Genomic DNA, 16379 nt, shown 5'->3' on the forward strand with positions numbered 1-16379 from the left:
GGGCGGATCAGGGGGTACTGCCCGCCTCCGGCTTGGTCGCGAAGTCGTTGACCATGTGCTTCGCCTTGGCCGTGCCGTGCTCGATCTTCTCGTGGTACTTGTGCTTGGTCGCCTTGTCGACGGCCTGGCCGGTCTTGTCGACGACGTCGTCGATCTTCTCCTCGTGCCGGCCGGTGAGTTCGCTCGCCTTGACCTTGAGCTCGTCGGCCTTGACCTTGAGGCTGTCCTTCAGTCCCATGGCTGGTCTCCTCGTCCGGTGGGGGAGGGCCGGACCCGGCGGGCCGGCGTCCCATTTCCTCCAACGCTCGGATGTGCCCGGTTGTTCTCCCCGGCAAACCGGGCGTAATCGGGCAAAACGATACGGGGGTGCGAACACCGCCGCAGGGTTTGGGAGACTGGGCGGGTGAGCAGCTCCAGCCCCGTCCCCTCCCGCGTGGTCTCCGTCGTCGGCGCCACCGCAGCCGGCAAGTCCGACCTCGCCGTGGCGATCGCCACGGCCCTCGGCGGCGAGGTGGTCAACACCGACTCGATGCAGCTCTACCGGGGCATGGACATCGGCACCGCCAAGCTCACCGAGGAGGAGCGCGGCGGGATCCCGCACCACCTGCTGGACATCTGGGACGTCACCGAGGCGGCCAGCGTCGCCGAGTACCAGCGGCTGGCCCGCGCCGAGATCGACCGGCTGCTCGCGGCCGGCCGCACCCCCGTCCTGGTCGGCGGCTCCGGCCTGTACGTGCGGGCCGTCGTGGACGAGATGGAGTTCCCCGGCACCGATCCGTCCGTACGCGCCCGGCTGGAGGAGGAGCTGGCCGAAAACGGCCCCGGCGTGCTGCACCGACGCCTCGCCGAGCTGGACCCGGCGGCCGCCGACGCGATCCTGACCAGCAACGGCCGGCGGATCGTCCGGGCGCTGGAGGTCATCGAGATCACCGGCCGGCCGTTCACCGCCAACCTGCCCGGCCACACCGCCGTCTACGACACCGTGCAGATCGGCGTCCGGGTGCCCCGGCCCGAGCTGGACGAGCGGATCGAGCTGCGGGTCGACCGCATGTGGCAGGCCGGACTCCTCGACGAGGTGAGGGAGTTGGAGAAGGTCGGGCTGCGCGAGGGACGGACGGCCTCGCGGGCCCTCGGATACCAGCAGGTGCTGGCCTTCTTCGCCGGCGAGTGCACCGAGGACGAGGCCCGGGCCGAGACCGTCCGCGCCACCCGGCGGTTCGCCCGCCGCCAGGAGTCCTGGTTCCGCCGCGACGACCGCATCCACTGGCTGGACCGCCCCGTCGGCGCCGACCCCGTCGAGCTGCTGGCGCGCTCGCTGGAGCTGATCGGCGGCTGATCCCGCGCTCCGCCCGCGGCGCCCCCGAGGTTCGCCGGGGAGTACCCTCCGGACGTGAGCCCCGAGGACGTCCCGCGCAGCCCCGGAGGCCGCGGGGGGCGCTTTCCGGCCATGTCGTTCGTGCAGCTGCGCACGCAGCGGCAGGTGCACGACGAACCCGCGGTCACGGCCCGATCACGTCATGGCCACGGATCACCCGGAGACCCCGTACGACGCCCTGTCGGCAACCTTGGACATGCCATCATCGTCACTACCGAGGGTCGGTCCGCGCGGGCCGGCTCCACCGTTCACGAGTCCGTGAACTCGTGTCGATCCGTCAGGGGAGGCCGCGTGTCGACGGGTACCGGCCCCGAAACCGAGGAGCTCAGGCAGGGCACCGAGCAGGTGCTGCCCGAACTCGTGGTGCCCACCTCCTACGCGATCGCACTGCCCGCCATCGAGGACCTCGCCGCTCCCGGCGTGGTGCACGAGCGGGAGATCCGGCCGCGCCGCCGACTGCGCTGGTGGCAGCTGCTGCCCATCGTGCTGATGGCCACCTTCGGCTCCCTGATGTTCGCCTTCCCGCTGGCCTTCTCCGGCGACGCCGCCTCCTCGATGATCGGCATGCTCGGCCTGCTGCTCACCGCGGCCTCGGGCGGCTGGGGCGCGATGGCCGCCCGCCGGGCCGGCTACCAGTGGCCGGGCCTGCCCCGGCGCGGCAGCGGCACCCGGGCGAGCTGGCGGGCGATCGCGGCCTACACCCTGATCGCGGGCGCGGCCGTGGCGCTGGCCCTCTGGCGGGTCGTCCACCTGCGCGGCTGATCAGTACCATCGGCCGTGTGAGCGCACCCACCGAATCCGGCCTCCCCTTCCTCAAGGGCCACGGCACCCAGAACGACTTCGTGATCGTCCCCGACCCGGACGGCCGCCTCGACCTCGGCCCCGCCGCGGTCGCCCGGCTGTGCGACCGGCGCGCGGGCATCGGCGGCGACGGTCTGCTGCGGGTGGTGCGCTCCGCCGCCGACCCGGCCGCCGCCCACCTCGCCGACGAGGCCGAGTGGTTCATGGACTACCGCAACTCCGACGGCTCGATCGCCGAGATGTGCGGCAACGGCGTGCGGGTCTTCGCCCACTACCTGGTGCAGGCCGGGCTCGCGAAGCCCGGTGCGCTGGCCGTCGCCACCCGGGCCGGCGTCCGGCGGGTCCGGGTCGCCGAACCGGCCGCCGACGGGACGCCCGGCGAGGTCACCGTCGACATGGGCCGGGCGGTGCTCCCCGGCCCGGACGGCATCGAGGTCGCGGTGGGCGAGCGGACCTGGCCCGCCCGCAACGTCAACATGGGCAACCCGCACGCGGTCGCCTTCGTCGACAGCCTGGGCGACGCCGGGCACCTGTTCACCGCTCCGCGCACCACCCCCGAGGGCGTCTACCCGGACGGCGTCAACGTCGAGTTCGTGGTCGACCGCGGCCCGCACCACGTGGCCATGCGGGTGCACGAGCGCGGCTCCGGCGAGACCCGCTCCTGCGGCACCGGCGCCTGCGCGGTGGCCGTCGCCACCGCCCGCCGCGACGGGCTCGACCCCGCCGTCACCGGCGAGGCCGCCCGCTACACGGTGGACCTGCCCGGCGGCCGACTGGTGATCGAGGAGTTCCCGGACGGCCGGGTGGAGATGACCGGCCCCGCCGAGATCGTCGCCTCCGGCACCCTGGACCCGGCCTGGCTGGCCGGCCTCCCGGCCTGACCCGCGGCCCCGGATCTGGACCGTCGGGCCGGCGGCGCGCACCACTGCGCCACCGCGCCGGCCCGACGGTCCGTCGGTTCCCCCGCCGCACACCCGCGGGCCGTCCGCGCACGAAGGTGTCCGGCGGTCCGTCAGCTCCGGCCGGAGTGCCCTGTTTTCCCGTTTCGGTCGTGGGCGAATCCGCCCGATCGGGTGATCCTGGTCACGGACCGGGAGCATTGCGTCGCGGATCGTGCTGTCCTCGGTAGCATGGACCACCGGGTCGGGAGCCCGCTCCGGTGATCGCTGCCGGAGGTGCGGATGGCCATCGAAGCAGGACCGATCGAGACCGCTCAGCCCGGCGCCGTACCCAGGCGCCCGCTCGGCCGGCTGAGCCGCAGCGCGCTGACCCGGGCCGGCCGCGCCGCCCTGCTGGCCACCGGCCGCGCCCCCGTCCCGGACGCCATCGAACCGATCGTGCAGGCGCACCGCCAGCACCATCCGCAGCCGGACCTCGCCCTGCTCGCCCGGGCCTACCGGCTCGCCGAGGAGGGCCACCGCGGCCAGACCCGCAAGAGCGGCGAGCCCTACATCACCCACCCGCTCGCCGTCACCATGATCCTCGCCCAACTCGGCGCCGGGACCACGACGCTGGTCGCCTCGCTGCTCCACGACACCGTCGAGGACACCGAGGTGACGCTCGATCAGGTCGCTGCCGACTTCGGCCCCGAGGTGGCCTACCTGGTCGACGGCGTCACCAAGTTGGAGAAGGTCGACTTCGGCGCCGCCGCCGAGGCGGAGACCTTCCGCAAGATGCTCGTCGCCACCGGCGACGACGTCCGGGTGATGGTGATCAAGCTCGCCGACCGGCTGCACAACATGCGCACCATCCGACACATGAAGCCCGCCAGCCGCGTACGCATCGCCAAGGTCACCCGGGACGTCCTCATCCCGCTCGCCGAGCGGCTCGGCATCCAGGTCCTCAAGACCGAGCTGGAGGACATCGTCTTCGCCACCCTCCACCCGGAGGAGTACGCCCGGACGCGCGCCGTGGTCGCCGCGCACGAGGCCCGGCCGGACGGACTGCTGGAGCCCTTCGCCGGGACGCTCGCCCGCCAGCTCGCCGAGGCCGGGGTGACCGCCGAGGTCACCGTGCGCCCCCGGCACTGCGTCTCCGTCCACCGGGTGCTGCTCAAGCGGGCCGCCGCGGCCGGCCCGGACGGGCGGCCCCAGGCACTGCAGCCCGCCGACTTCGGCCGGCTGCTCGTGGTCGTCGAGGACAACGCGGACTGCTACGCAGTCCTCGGCGAGCTGCACACCTGCTGGACCCCGCTGCCCGGCGAGTTCAAGGACTTCGTGGCGGCCCCCAAGTTCAACCTCTACCAGTCGCTGCACACCGCGGTGCAACTGCCCGGCGGCGAGGTCGCCGAGGTGCTCGTCCGCAGCCGCGGGATGCACCGGGTGGCCGAGTTCGGCGTGGTCGCGCTCGGCGACCCGCACCAGCCCGCCGACCGGTCGGGCCCCGCCGGCCCGGCCGCGACGGTCGCCGCGGCCGCGCCCGGCACCCCGGCGGCCGGCGACGAGCTCGACCGCACCGACCCGGCGAGACCGGGCTGGCTCAGCCGGCTGCTCGCCTGGCAACAGGAGACGCCCGACCCGGACGCCTTCTGGACGACCCTGCGGGACACCCTCTCCGACGACGGCGAGATCACCGTCGTCACCGAGGCCGGGGACACCCTCCACCTGCCGGTCGGCGCCAGCTGCGTGGACGCCGCCTACCTGCTCGGCGAGGAGACCGGCCACCGATGTATCGGCGCCCGGGTCAACGGCCGGCTCGCCACCCTCTCCACCGTGCTGCGCGACGGCGACATGGTGGCCGTGCTGACCGCCCCGACCGGGGAGCCCCCGGGCCCCTCCGCCGCCTGGCTGGAGCACGCCCGCACCCCCGCCGCCCGCCTCGCCGTGGAGCGCTGGCTGGCCGGCCGTCCCGACGCCGCGCCGGTGGTGGAGACCGGGCCGGCCGACAGCAGACCGGCCCCCCAGCCCCCGCAGCACCAGCCGGCGGGCGCCCGCGGCCGCGCCCCGGTCGCCGTGGCCGGCCGGCCCGGCACTCCGGTGCGGCTCGCCCGCTGCTGCACCCCGGTACCCCCGGACGCGGTCACCGGCTATCCGATCCGCGGCGGCGCCGTCGCCGTCCACCGCACGGGCTGCCCGGTCGGCGAGCGGATGCGCGAGGACGGCCGCGGCCCGCTGTCGCTCACCTGGGTCCCCGGCGCCGCACCGCCGAACGGCTACCGGGTCGCCCTGCAGGCCGAGGCGCTGAACCGGCCCCGACTGCTCGCCGACCTCACCGCCGCGATCTCCGGCGAGGGCGTCGGCATCTTCTCCGCCGACGTCGAGGCCCCCCGCGAGCTGCGGGTCCGGCACAGCTACACGATCGAACTGCCCGGCGCCGAGACGCTGCCCGCGGTGATGCGCGCGATGCTGCGCGTCCCCGGTGTGTACGACGTCTACCGGCCCGGCGCCCCGCGGGAGGACGCCGGCGACACCCCCGTCCGGAACGGCTTCGCCGCAGCCGGCCGCACCGCCGACCCGGCCGCCGAGGACCCTGCCGAGGGCCCGGTCGGCGACGCGGTCGGCGACGCGCAGGACAGTGCCGCCGAGGTGGCCGCGGGGCGAAATGGGGGTGACCCGGCCGGAGGGGCCGTGCGACCATCGTGGGGAATGCACGGCCGGTCCGCGGCGTTCACCGGAGGCAGTAGCGCCGGTGACGGCGGCGGTCCACAGGGGTAGCTCGTCCCGCCCGACGGTAGAAGGGGCGGCAGCCGGGCAGACTCCTCGACGCAGTCCGTCTGCGCCGGCCTTCCCGACACCGCAAAGGATGAGATGACCTCCACGTTCGACAGCCGCACCCAGACGAGCGGGTCCGCCCGCCGGCTCGCCGACCTCAGGGCCGGTGCCCTGATGGACGAGGACCTCGCGGCGATCGACGAGGACCTCGACCACTACGACGGGGAACAGTACGACCGCTCCGAGCGGGCGGCCCTGCGCCGCGTCGCCGGCCTGTCGACCGAGCTCCAGGACGTCACCGAAGTCGAGTACCGCCAGCTCCGCCTGGAGCGCGTGGTGCTCGTCGGCGTGTGGACGGACGGCACGGTCGACGAGGCCGAGAACTCGCTGGCCGAGCTGGCCGCGCTCGCCGAGACGGCCGGTTCCGAGGTGCTGGACGGTGTGATCCAGCGCCGTGACAAGCCCGACGCGGCCACCTACATCGGCTCCGGCAAGGCGAAGGAGCTGCGCGACATCGTCGCCTCCACCGGCGCCGACACGGTCGTCTGCGACGGCGAGCTCACCCCCGGCCAGCTGATCCACCTCGAGGACGTCGTCAAGGTGAAGGTCGTCGACCGGACGGCCCTGATCCTCGACATCTTCGCCCAGCACGCCAAGTCCCGTGAGGGCAAGGCCCAGGTCTCCCTGGCGCAGATGCAGTACATGCTGCCGCGCCTGCGGGGCTGGGGCCAGTCGCTCTCCCGGCAGATGGGTGGCGGTGGCTCCGGCTCCTCGGGCGGCGGCATGGCCACCCGTGGTCCCGGTGAGACCAAGATCGAGACCGACCGGCGCCGGATCCGCGAGAAGATGGCGAAGCTCCGCAAGGAGATCGCCGAGATGAAGAAGGGCCGCGACACCAAGCGCCAGGAGCGCAAGCGCCACCAGGTGCCGTCCGTGGCCATCGCCGGCTACACCAACGCCGGCAAGTCCTCGCTGCTCAACCGGCTGACCGGGGCCGGCGTCCTGGTGGAGAACGCCCTGTTCGCCACCCTGGACCCGACCGTCCGGCGCGCCCAGACCCCGAGCGGCCGGCTGTACACGCTCGCCGACACCGTCGGCTTCGTGCGCCACCTGCCGCACCACCTCGTCGAGGCGTTCCGCTCCACCATGGAGGAGGTCGCCGACGCCGACCTCATCCTGCACGTGGTGGACGGCTCGCACCCCGAGCCGGAGACCCAGCTCGCGGCCGTCCGCGAGGTGATCGTCTCGGTCGAGGCACAGGACGTGCCGGAGATCGTGGTGATCAACAAGGCCGACGCCGCCGACCCGGCGGTGCTGCAGCGCCTGCTGCGCCGCGAGCCGCACGCCATCGTGGTGTCGGCCCGCAGCGGCCAGGGCATCGACGAGCTGCTGCAGCTCATCGACGACGAGCTGCCCCGCCCCGCCGTCGAGGTGCGGGTACTGCTCCCCTACACCCGCGGCGACCTGGTCTCCCGGGTCCACGCGGAGGGCGAGCTGATCTCCACCGAGCACACCGGCGACGGCACCCTGGTGCACGCCAAGGTGGCCGCCGTGCTGGCGGCCGAGCTGGAGCGCTTCGCCGTGGTGGCCCAGGCCTGACGGCCGCGCACCGACGACGCCGCGGGCCCCGCCCCCTCACGAGGGGGCGGGGCCCGCGGCGTTCTCCGGTCACCGCTTCAGGGTGCTCACGTAGTCGAACATCGCCTTCGCCTGCGCGCCGAGCGCCGGGCCGGCCATCCAGGCCGCCGGACGCGGGCCGATCGAGTTGTTGCTGACCAGGGCCGGCTTGCCGTTGCGCAGCACGAACCAGCCGCCGCCGCTGGAGCCGCCGGTCATGGTGCAGCCGATCACGTACATGGTCGGCCGCTCGGCGTCGAAGGAGAGCCGGGCCGGCTTCACCCGCGAGTCGCAGAACTCCAGCTCCCGGCCGTCGAAGGGCGCACCCTGCGGGTAGCCGTACGCGGAGACGCCGGCGATCTGGGTGCGCGGCGCGTCGAACCAGACCGGCACCGAGCTGCCGACCGCCTCCTCCAGCGAACGGCCGTCGGAGGAGTCCTCGTTGTGCACCCGGAGGATGCCGAAGTCGTACTGGCTGGCGGGGCCGCCGCGCTCGCCGCCCTCCTCCGCCCACTGCGGGGAGACCACCGCGTAGTCGGCCGTCCAGGCACCGTACGGCGCGACCTGCTCGAAGGTCGCGTCGCGGCCCTTCGACGCCGCACCGGAGCGGTTGTACGAGGGCACGAACGCCATCTTCTTGAACCAGGTGCCGCCCTTGCCCTCGTGCAGGCAGTGCGCGGCCGTCCACACCAGGTTGGACTTGCCGGGGTGCGCCGGGTCGCTGATCACCGTGCCGGAGCAGACCGCGCTGGTCTGCGCGTCCACCTGCATGAAGATCTTGCCCAGCACCGCCGAGGCGGGGGAGTACGGGTGCGGCTGCGCCTTGGCGGGGATCTTCACCGGCGGCTGCGGGTCGTTCTCCGGCGCGGTCTTCTCGGACTGCAGGGTGGCGTCCTGGGTCTCCATGCCCTGCGCCTTGTCCATGCGCGTCCGGTCCCAGAAGCCCTTCAGCTTCTCCGGGGTGAAGCCGTGCGCGCCGGCCCACTTCGCCCAGTCGTCCGTCGTCCAGCTCTTCAGGTTCTTCAGCGCCTCGGACAGGTCGAGGCCGGGCTTGGCGGGGCCGGAGGCCGAGGCCGGCGCGGCCGCGTCGGCGCCGCCCCCGGCCTCCGGGTCGCAGGCGGTCGCGGTGAGGGTGAGCACGGCGGCCGCCGCGGCGGCGGCTGCGGTCCTGCGGAAGGTGGAAGGCATGTCTGTCCCCGTCTGCTGTGTCGGTGTGCCCGCGGCCGGCCGTCCCGGGGAGTGCCCCGGCACCGCCGGTCGCGTCGGTGCGTGTCCGCCGTCGGGCGGTCCTGCTTCCCGGGCGGTCGTGCTGTCGGGCGGTCTGTCGGCGGTACTACTGGCGGGCGATCCAGGCCAGTGCCTGCTGGGCGACGCCCTCCAGGTAGGGGCCGCTCAGGGTGGTGTGCGCGTTGGTGCCGATCGAGGTGTTGCTCACCAGGGCGAGCCGGCCGTCCGGCATCGCGGCGAACCAGCCGCCGCCGCTCGCACCGGCGGTCATGGTGCAGCCGATGGTGAGCATCGCCGGGCGGGCCGCGTCGAAGGACAGCCGGGCGGGCCGCCCGCCGTCGCAGCGGTCCAACTCCTGACCGTTGAACGGCTTGACCGCCGGATAGCCCCAGGCGGAGATCCGCAGCTGCTCGCGCGGCGCGTCGAACCAGACCGGCATCGCGGTGCCGATCGTCTCCTCCAGCGACTTCGAGGGGTCCTGCGGGTTGTGCACCCGCAGCACCGCGAAGTCGTACTGGTTGGCGGCGTCCCCGCTGTGCCCGCCCTCGACCGGCCACAGCGGCGAGGTGACCACCTTGTCGGCCCACCACTGGCCGAGCGGCGCCACCTCGGCGAGCGGAGCCCTGCGGCCGCCGCTCGCCGCCCCCGAACTGTTGTAGGCCGGAACGAAGATGACGTTCTTGAACCAGTCGCCGCCCTTGCCCTGGTGGACGCAGTGCGCGGCCGTCCAGACCAGGTTCGACCTCCCCGGGTGCGCCGGGTCGGCGACCACCGTCGCCGAGCACTGGCCGATGCCGCCGCCCGGCGCGTTGCTGAACACCTTCCCGGAGGCCGGGTAGCGGGTGTACGGGCGCTCCACCGCGACGGCCGGCACCGGCGCCGGGTCGGGCTCGGTGCCGTTGTCCCCGGGCGGCGGCGGAGCGGCCGGCGGCGCCGGCTGCTGCGGTGCGGCGGCGTCCATCCGGTCCGGGTTCCACAGGTCCCGCACCACCGGGTTGTGGAACACGTGCCGGGACGCCCACTGGTCCCAGTCCGCGTACTTCCAGTGGCGCAGCTCGTCCCAGCTCCGCGGCAGCCCGGCCAGCAGCCCCGAGGGCAGGTCGGTCGGCAGCTTCAGCCGGCCCGCCCGCGCCGATGCGGCGCTGCCCGACGGCTCCGGAGCGCCCCCGCCCTCCGGTGTGCAGGCCGCGACGGTGAGCAGCAGTGCCGCGGCGAGTGCCGCGAACGGCCCCGCCCGTCCGATGTGTGCCATGGCTACGTCCCCCCTGACGTCGCTGCGGCCGGATCGCCGCCGGTGAAGTCTGCCACCCCCGGCGCGGCCGACGTCGCAGGGGTGCACGCCGGTTGACAAGAGGTCACCGAACCGTGACCCGGACGCACCGTCAGCACACACCACCCCCACGGGTGAGCGAACCGGAATCTTTCACTGCAACGAGTGAGGCGCTTTTGTGGTCGGGCACCTCAGGAAGGTAACCCTTACCTGTCGCCTTCCGGGTGCCGTCCCCCCGCCGCACCCGTTCGACCCCGCGCCGGCCACGGCGCGCACCCAAGGAGCAGCCTTGAGCACCGCCCTCACCGGAGCCCCGACCCCCGCCGCGCCGCCCGGACCAGCTGCCCCCCGAACACGCCGCGCCCCCGACGACGACCCGCTGCACGACCCCCTGCCCGATCCGCCCGAGCACCCCGCGACGGACGACCCGCTGCTCCACCCCGACCCGGCCACCGCCGCCGAACACGCCACCACCGAGGCCGTGCTGCGCTGCTGGGCCCGCGAGACCGGCACCCGCCCCGACGCCGCAGGACGCCTCTCGGCCCCCGTCCTCGGCGGCGCCGCCCGGCTCTCCGCCCCCGTCCGCTACTGGTCCCCGTGCGGCCGCCACCGCTTCGGCCCGGCCACCGTCGGCACCGGGCCCGGCGGCCCCGCCGCCCCCGTCGACGCCGTCACCGCCACCGCCCTGCTCGCCCGCACCGCCGACGGCGACGGCCGGCACACCGACCCCGGCCGGATCGCCGACCTCGCCGCCCGGGTCGCCGACTCCGCCGCCCGCACCGCCGAGATCCTCGCCCACCGCCGCACCACCGCCGACCCCGCCGGACACCCGCCCTTCCTCCGCTCCGAACAGGCGTTGCTGCTCGGCCACCCGCTGCACCCCACCCCCAAGAGCCGCGACGGCCTCGGCCCCGCCGAGAGCCGCGCCTACTCGCCCGAACTCCACGGCTCCTTCCGCCTGCACTGGTACGCCGTCGACCGCTCCCTGCTCGCCGCCGACTCCGCCGAGGGGCAGAGCGCCGACCGGATCACCGAACGGCTCCTCGCCGCCCCCGGCCTCCTCCCGCCCGGCACCGCCGCCCTGCCGCTCCACCCCTGGCAGGCCCGCGAACTCGCGCTGCGCCCCGCCGTCGCCGCCCTGCTCGACCAGGGCCTGCTGCACGACCTCGGCCGGCACGGCGAGCCCTGGCACCCCACCTCCTCCGTCCGCACCGTCACCCGCCCCGGCACCCCCTGGATGCTCAAGCTCTCGCTGGGCCTGCGGATCACCAACTCCCGACGTGAGAACCTCCGTAAGGAACTCCACCGCGGCACCGAGGTCCACCGCCTCCTCGAAGCCGGCCTCGCCGCCGAGTGGCGGGCCGCCCACCCCGGCTTCGGCATCGTCCGCGACCCCGCCTGGATCGGCGTCGACCACCCCGCCCTCACCGACCCCGACGGGCTGTCCACCGTGCTGCGCCGCCAGCCGTTCGGCCCAGCCGACCGCGTCCACTGCCTCGCCGGACTGCTCGCCGAGCAGCCGGTCGGGCAGCGGCTCCACTCCCACCTCGGCCTCGTCCTCGCGGCCCTCGCCGCCCGCACCGGCCGCCGCCCGGGCACCGTCGCCGCCGAATGGTTCCTGCGCTACCTCGACGCCGTCGTCCTGCCCGTCCTCTGGCTCGACGGCACCGCCGGGATCGCCCTGGAGGCCCACCAGCAGAACACCCTCGTCCTGCTCGACGAGGACGGCTGGCCCGTCGGCGGCCGCTACCGCGACAACCAGGGCTACTACTACCGCGACTCCGCCGCCGAACGGCTCACCGCCCGGCTGCCCGGCCTCGGCACCGCCAGCGACACCTTCGTCCCCGACCCGGTCGCCGACGAGCGCTTCGCCTACTACCTCGGCATCAACCACGTCCTCGGCCTGATCGGCGCCCTCGGCGCCCAGCGGCTCGCCGACGAGGAGGTGCTGCTCGCCGCCCTGCGCCGCTTCCTCGCCGGCCCGCGCGCCGCCGCCACCGGCTCCGGCCTGCCCGCCCACCTGCTCACCGCCCCCACCCTGCGCTGCAAGGCCAACCTGCTCACCCGGCTGCACGGCCTCGACGAACTCGTCGGCCCGGTCGAGACGCAGTCCGTCTACGTCGACATCCCCAACCCGGTGGCCGCCGCATGACCCCGCCCGCCGCCCCCGCCCCGGCGGCTCCGGAACCGGGGGAGCGCCCGGCCCCGCCGGACGGCATCGCCGACCTGGGACCGATCGCCACCCCCGCCGGGGAGTTCCGGCTCCGGCCCGTCCGGCTGCCCGACGACCTCCCGCTGATCGCCGGCTGGATGAACGACCCCTCCGTCGACGCCTGGTGGAGCCTGGCCGGCCCGCCCGGACGCACCGAACGGCACCTGCGCGACCAACTCGACGGCGACGGCCGCAGCCTGCCCTGCCTCGGCCTGCTCGACGGCACCCCGATGAGCTACTGGGAGATCTACCGGGCCGACCTCGACCCGATCGCCGCCCACTACCCGGCCGAGCCCCACGACACCGGCCTCCACCTGCTGCTCGGCCCGCCCGCCGCGCGCGGCCGCGGCCTCGGCGCCGTCCTGCTCGACGCCCTCGCCGCGCACGTCCTCGCCCACCGCCCCGCCTGCCGCCGCGTCCTCGCCGAACCCGACGTCCGCAACACCGCCTGCCGCCGCTCCCTCGAACGGGCCGGATTCCGGCAGGACGGCGAGCTCCGACTCCCCGACAAGACCGCCGCACTGATGGTCCGCCCCCGCGCCCGCACCCGCCCGCTCCCCGCACCCCGCGGCGGCGGCGAACCGTACGACCTGCTCGGCGTCGGCATCGGTCCGTTCAACCTCTCCCTCGCCGCGCTCGCCCACGGCGCCGCCGACGCCGTCTCCGCACTGTTCTGCGAGGCCGAGCCCGAGTACCGCTGGCACCCCGGCATGCTCGTCGAGGGCGCCCGGATGCAGGTGCCCTTCCTCGCCGACCTGGTCTCCCTGGTCGACCCCACCAGCCCCTGGTCCTTCCTCAACTACCTGCGGCACCAGGAACGCCTCTTCCCCTTCTACTTCGCCGAGCGCTTCCAGCTCTCCCGCCGCGAGTACGCCCACTACTGCCGCTGGGTCGCCCACCGGCTGCCCAACTGCCGCTTCGGCGCACCCGTCACCGCGCTGCGCTGGGACACCGACGAACGGCTGTTCCGCGCCGAGGCCGGCGGCGAGGAGATCCGCGCCCGCAACGTCGTCCTCGGCGTCGGCACCCGCCCGCACCGGCCGGCCGCCTTCGCCGACCTCGCCGGCCACCCCCGGGTCTGGCACTCCGCCGACTACCTCGCACGCCGCGCCAGCCTCGACGGCGCCCGCGACATCACCGTCCTCGGCTCCGGCCAGTCCGGCGCCGAGGTCTTCCTCGACCTGCTGCGCCACCGCGCGGACGACGGCACCCGGCTGCGCTGGCTCAGCCGCACCCGCGCCCTGGCCCCCATGGAGTACTCCAAGCTCGGCCTGGAGCACTTCACCCCCGACTACACCCGCTACTTCCACAGCCTCCCGCGCGAGGTCCGCGACCGGCTGGTGCCCGCCCAGTGGCAGCTCCACAAGGCCGCCAGCGCGGAGACCCTCGCCGAGATCCACGACCTGCTGTACGAGCGTTCCGTCGGCCGGCCGCCCGGCGGCGACCCGGTCGAGATCGTCCCCGGCACCGCCGTCACGGCCGCCCGCACCGGACCCTGCGGCGGCCTCGAACTCCACTGCCGGCACAGCGACTCCGGGGCCGACCACACCCTGCGCACCGACGCCGTGGTGCTCGCGACCGGCTACCGCGCCACCCGCCCCGACGCCCTCGACCCGATCGCCGACCTCATCGACTGGGACGAGCAGGGCCGCTACCGCGTCGACCTGGACCACCGGGTCGCCACCCGGCCCGGACTCACCGGCGGCCTCTACGTGCAGAACGCCGAACTGCACACCCACGGCGTCGGCACCCCCGACCTCGGGCTCGGCGCCCACCGCGCCGCCGTGATCCTCAACGCCGTCGCCGGCAAGGAGCTCCACCCGCTGCCTGCCCGCACCGCCTGGACGAGCTTCGCCCCGCCCGGCGGGGTCTGAGCCCCGCCGGTCCGCCGTGGCGCCGTACCGCCGGTCCGCCGTGGCGCCGTACCGCCGGTCCGCCGGTCCGCCGTGGCGCCGTACCGCCGGTCCGCCGGTCCGCCGTGGCGTCCGGGGCCGGGCCGGGGCGCACGGGGCGCCCGGCCCGGCGGGCGCCCCGGCCCCGCCCGCCGCAGCGCGCACCGATTGTCGGCGGCGCGCAATAAGGTGGGCGGCGTCATGACGAACGACTCCGCACCCCTGCCCCTGCCGGGCGACGACACGCCGGCCCCCGTACCGCGCTCCCGCATCCCCGAGCTGCTGCACGCTGCCGTCACCGCGGTCGGCGGCATCGAGCGCCCCGGCCAGGTCAGGATGGCCGAGGCCGTCGCGGACGCGGTCGACGAGGGCGAACACCTCCTCGTCCAGGCCGGCACCGGCACCGGAAAGTCCCTCGCCTACCTGGTGCCCGCCCTCGCCCACGGCGACCGCGTGGTGGTCGCCACCGCCACCCTCGCCCTGCAGCGCCAGCTCGTCGAGCGCGACCTGCCGCGCACCGTCGACGCCCTGCACCCCGTGCTGCGCCGCCGCCCGGCCTTCGCGATGCTCAAGGGCCGCTCCAACTACCTGTGCCTGCACCGGGTGCACGAGGGCACCCCGGCGGACGAGGGCGAGGGCCTGTTCGACGCCGCCGAGGTGCTCGGCGGCCCGAGCAGCAAGCTCGGCCAGGACGTGGTGCGGCTGCGCGAGTGGGCGGACGAGACGGAGACCGGCGACCGGGACGACCTCTCGCCGGGCGTCTCCGACAAGGCCTGGGCCCAGCTGTCGGTCAGCTCCTCCGAGTGCCTCGGCGCCTCCAAGTGCCCGTACGGCCAGGAGTGCTTCGCGGAGGCCGCGCGCGAGCGGGCCAAGGTGGCGGACGTCGTCGTCACCAACCACGCGATGCTCGCGATCGACGCGATCGAGGGCGCGCCGGTGCTGCCCGAGCACGGGCTGCTGATCATCGACGAGGCGCACGAGCTGGTGAACCGGGTGACCGGCGCCGCCACGGCGGAGCTCACCGTCCACGCGGTGAACCGGGCCGTCCGGCGGGCCGCCAAGCTCGCCAACGAGAAGTCGGTGGACGCCCTCCAGGCCGCCGCCGAGAACTACCACGGGCTGATGGAGACCGCGCAGCCCGGCCGGGTCGAGGAACTGCCCGAGTACCTCGCCTACGCCGTGACCGCGATCCGGGACGCCGCCCGCCAGGTCATCACCTCGCTCGGCGAGACGAGGGACCGCTCGCTCTCGGACGAGGACGCGGTGCGCAAGCAGGCCATGGCCTCCGCCGAGTCGCTGCACGAGACGGCGGACCGGCTGCTCCAGGACTCCGCCTACGACGTGGTGTGGATCGAGCGCAGCGACCGGTTCGGGGCCGGCACGGCCTCGCTGCGGGTCGCCCCGCTCTCCGTCTCCGGTCTGCTGCGGGAGAACCTCTACCGGGACCGCTCGGTGGTGCTCACCTCGGCGACGCTCAAGCTGGGCGGCGACTTCAACGGCGTGGCCGCATCGGTCGGGCTGCCGGCGGAGGGCCGGCTGCCGGACGAGCGGACGGCCGTCGAGCCGGAGCCCGACGGCGGCGAGGACGTTCCGCCGACCTGGCGCGGCCTCGACGTCGGCTCGCCGTTCACCTACCCCAAGCAGGGCATCCTCTACGTCGCCAAGCACCTGCCGCCGCCCGGCCGCGAGCCGGACCGGCCGGCCATGCTGGACGAGCTCGCCGAGCTGATCGGCGCGGCCGGCGGGCGCACGCTCGGCCTGTTCTCCTCGATGCGGGCCGCGCAGGCCGCGGCGGAGGCGCTGCGCGAGCGGCTGGACAACCGCATCCTGCTGCAGGGCGAGGAGACGCTCGGCGAGCTGATCAAGGCGTTCGCCTCGGACGCCGAGTCCTGCCTGTTCGGCACCCTGTCGCTCTGGCAGGGCGTCGACGTGCCCGGATCGGCCTGCCAGCTGGTGGTCATGGACCGCATCCCCTTCCCGCGGCCGGACGACCCGCTGATGAGCGCCCGGCAGAAGGCGGTGGAGGAGGCCGGCGGCAACGGCTTCATGGCCGTGGCGGCGACCCATGCGGCGCTGCTGATGGCGCAGGGCGCGGGACGGCTGGTCCGCGCGGCGGACGACCGCGGCGTGGTGGCGGTGCTCGACCCGCGCCTGGCCACCGCCCGGTACGGCGGGTTCTTCCGCTCGTCGATGCCGGACTTCTGGTACACCAACGACCGCAACCAGGTCCGCCGCTCACTGGCGGCGATCGACGCCTCGGCCCCGCCGGTGAAGCCGGTCCGGTAGCCGGGGCGCGCCGTGCACCTCCCGCTCGGTCGGGGATGGGCCGGTCAGG

General features: G+C 75.0%; 11 protein-coding genes. 8 read left to right on the forward strand and 3 right to left on the reverse strand.

What is annotated here, in order from left to right:
• Nucleotides 1–7: 7 nt before the first annotated feature.
• The gene (locus tag IE98_RS0125055; RefSeq protein ID WP_030272576.1) at nucleotides 8–238 is read right to left on the reverse strand and encodes an antitoxin; all 231 of its coding nucleotides are present in this window, start codon (nucleotides 236–238) and stop codon (nucleotides 8–10) included.
• Nucleotides 239–403: 165 nt separating this feature from the next.
• Here IE98_RS0125055 and miaA point away from each other — a divergent pair, with 165 nt between their 5' ends.
• From miaA to hflX, 5 genes are all read left to right on the forward strand, one after another.
• Nucleotides 404–1336 (forward strand): tRNA (adenosine(37)-N6)-dimethylallyltransferase MiaA, encoded by a 933-nt coding sequence (gene miaA, locus IE98_RS0125060; RefSeq protein WP_030272579.1) that lies wholly within the window; start codon nucleotides 404–406, stop codon nucleotides 1334–1336.
• Nucleotides 1337–1666: 330 nt separating this feature from the next.
• A complete protein-coding gene (locus IE98_RS0125065; RefSeq protein WP_030272581.1) occupies nucleotides 1667–2137 on the forward strand; it encodes a hypothetical protein in 471 nt (156 codons plus the stop codon).
• Between the two features lie 8 nt (nucleotides 2138–2145).
• Nucleotides 2146–3057: a diaminopimelate epimerase gene (gene dapF, locus IE98_RS0125070; RefSeq protein ID WP_420706219.1), complete on the forward strand. Its 912-nt coding sequence runs from the start codon at nucleotides 2146–2148 to the stop codon at nucleotides 3055–3057.
• Between the two features lie 300 nt (nucleotides 3058–3357).
• A complete protein-coding gene (locus IE98_RS0125075; RefSeq protein ID WP_078661281.1) occupies nucleotides 3358–5829 on the forward strand; it encodes a RelA/SpoT family protein in 2472 nt (823 codons plus the stop codon).
• Nucleotides 5830–5922: 93 nt separating this feature from the next.
• Nucleotides 5923–7425, forward strand: coding sequence for a GTPase HflX (gene hflX / locus IE98_RS0125080; protein ID WP_030272587.1), 1503 nt, complete (start codon nucleotides 5923–5925; stop codon nucleotides 7423–7425).
• A 69-nt stretch (nucleotides 7426–7494) separates the two neighbouring features.
• Here the strand turns inward: hflX and IE98_RS0125085 are convergent, their stop codons facing one another.
• Nucleotides 7495–8631 (reverse strand): trypsin-like serine peptidase, encoded by a 1137-nt coding sequence (locus IE98_RS0125085; protein ID WP_030272590.1) that lies wholly within the window; start codon nucleotides 8629–8631, stop codon nucleotides 7495–7497.
• A 145-nt stretch (nucleotides 8632–8776) separates the two neighbouring features.
• On the reverse strand, nucleotides 8777–9922 hold the full coding sequence (locus tag IE98_RS0125090) for a trypsin-like serine peptidase (protein ID WP_030272592.1): 1146 nt from the start codon (nucleotides 9920–9922) through the stop codon (nucleotides 8777–8779).
• Nucleotides 9923–10229: 307 nt separating this feature from the next.
• Here IE98_RS0125090 and IE98_RS0125095 point away from each other — a divergent pair, with 307 nt between their 5' ends.
• The 3 genes from IE98_RS0125095 (at nucleotide 10230) to IE98_RS0125105 (ending at nucleotide 16330) form a co-directional block, all read left to right on the forward strand.
• Complete coding sequence (locus IE98_RS0125095; RefSeq protein WP_199922963.1) at nucleotides 10230–12092, forward strand: IucA/IucC family protein; 1863 nt, start codon at nucleotides 10230–10232, stop codon at nucleotides 12090–12092.
• Entirely contained in the window at nucleotides 12089–14026 is a 1938-nt protein-coding gene (locus IE98_RS0125100; RefSeq protein WP_078661283.1) for a GNAT family N-acetyltransferase, read from the forward strand. Before IE98_RS0125095 ends, IE98_RS0125100 begins: the two co-directional genes overlap by 4 nt.
• A 219-nt stretch (nucleotides 14027–14245) precedes the next feature.
• Nucleotides 14246–16330, forward strand: a complete 2085-nt coding sequence (locus IE98_RS0125105) for an ATP-dependent DNA helicase (RefSeq protein ID WP_052390934.1) — start codon at nucleotides 14246–14248, stop codon at nucleotides 16328–16330.
• Nucleotides 16331–16379: the final 49 nt, after the last annotated feature.

Source organism: Streptomyces sp. NRRL B-24484 (genome assembly GCF_000717715.1).
GTDB lineage: Bacteria > Actinomycetota > Actinomycetes > Streptomycetales > Streptomycetaceae > Kitasatospora.

Excerpts from the sequence above, each read along its gene's own strand:
- IE98_RS0125055 (WP_030272576.1), bottom strand. The coding sequence starts at position 238 with ATGGGACTGAAGGACAGCCTCAAGGTCAAGGCCGACGAGCTCAAGGTC.
- IE98_RS0125075 (WP_078661281.1), top strand. The coding sequence starts at position 3,358 with ATGGCCATCGAAGCAGGACCGATCGAGACCGCTCAGCCCGGCGCCGTA.
- hflX (WP_030272587.1), top strand. The coding sequence starts at position 5,923 with ATGACCTCCACGTTCGACAGCCGCACCCAGACGAGCGGGTCCGCCCGC.
- IE98_RS0125085 (WP_030272590.1), bottom strand. The coding sequence starts at position 8,631 with ATGCCTTCCACCTTCCGCAGGACCGCAGCCGCCGCCGCGGCGGCCGCC.
- IE98_RS0125090 (WP_030272592.1), bottom strand. The coding sequence starts at position 9,922 with ATGGCACACATCGGACGGGCGGGGCCGTTCGCGGCACTCGCCGCGGCA.
- IE98_RS0125100 (WP_078661283.1), top strand. The coding sequence starts at position 12,089 with ATGACCCCGCCCGCCGCCCCCGCCCCGGCGGCTCCGGAACCGGGGGAG.
- IE98_RS0125105 (WP_052390934.1), top strand. The coding sequence starts at position 14,246 with ATGACGAACGACTCCGCACCCCTGCCCCTGCCGGGCGACGACACGCCG.